The organism is Corynebacterium sp. MSK074, from assembly GCF_030229735.1.
GTDB lineage: Bacteria > Actinomycetota > Actinomycetes > Mycobacteriales > Mycobacteriaceae > Corynebacterium.
Genome location: NZ_JASPIX010000041.1, coordinates 1 through 361, shown reverse-complemented (window position 1 = coordinate 361; position 361 = coordinate 1). Strand labels below are relative to the sequence as shown.

General features: G+C 57.6%; 1 pseudogene. It reads right to left on the bottom strand.

Annotated features, from left to right (window positions below):
• Nucleotides 1-191, bottom strand: a pseudogene (locus tag QP965_RS11465) (HNH endonuclease signature motif containing protein); the annotation flags it as partial.
• Nucleotides 192-361 lie beyond the last annotated feature (170 nt).

Here is a 361-nt window from a genome sequence, read left to right as displayed (position 1 = left end):
AGGAACCAGGAGGTTTTGCGTGTGTAGGTGCCGGCTTTGCCGATGTGGTTGCCGGGTGCGTTGGTGGTGTAGAACGCCTCCGGCACAGAACTATCGCCTAGCGGATCGATGTCGGGGTGGTCACCTACGAGGAGGGTGTCTGGGTAGTCGAGGGCGGTATCTGGCTCGGGTGGGCTAAGTGTGGCAGTCATGGGGCGGGGCACTCCAGCAGAGAAGAACAGGGTTCGTATGTGCTTTCTAACAATTGCCCTTATAGTAACCCGAGTTAAGGACATGTGGCCTTAGTGGGGGTGTTTATGTTCGAATAGGATACCCTAAATCCGCAGGGATCCCCAGAGTCGCACCACAACCGGCAGCGGGG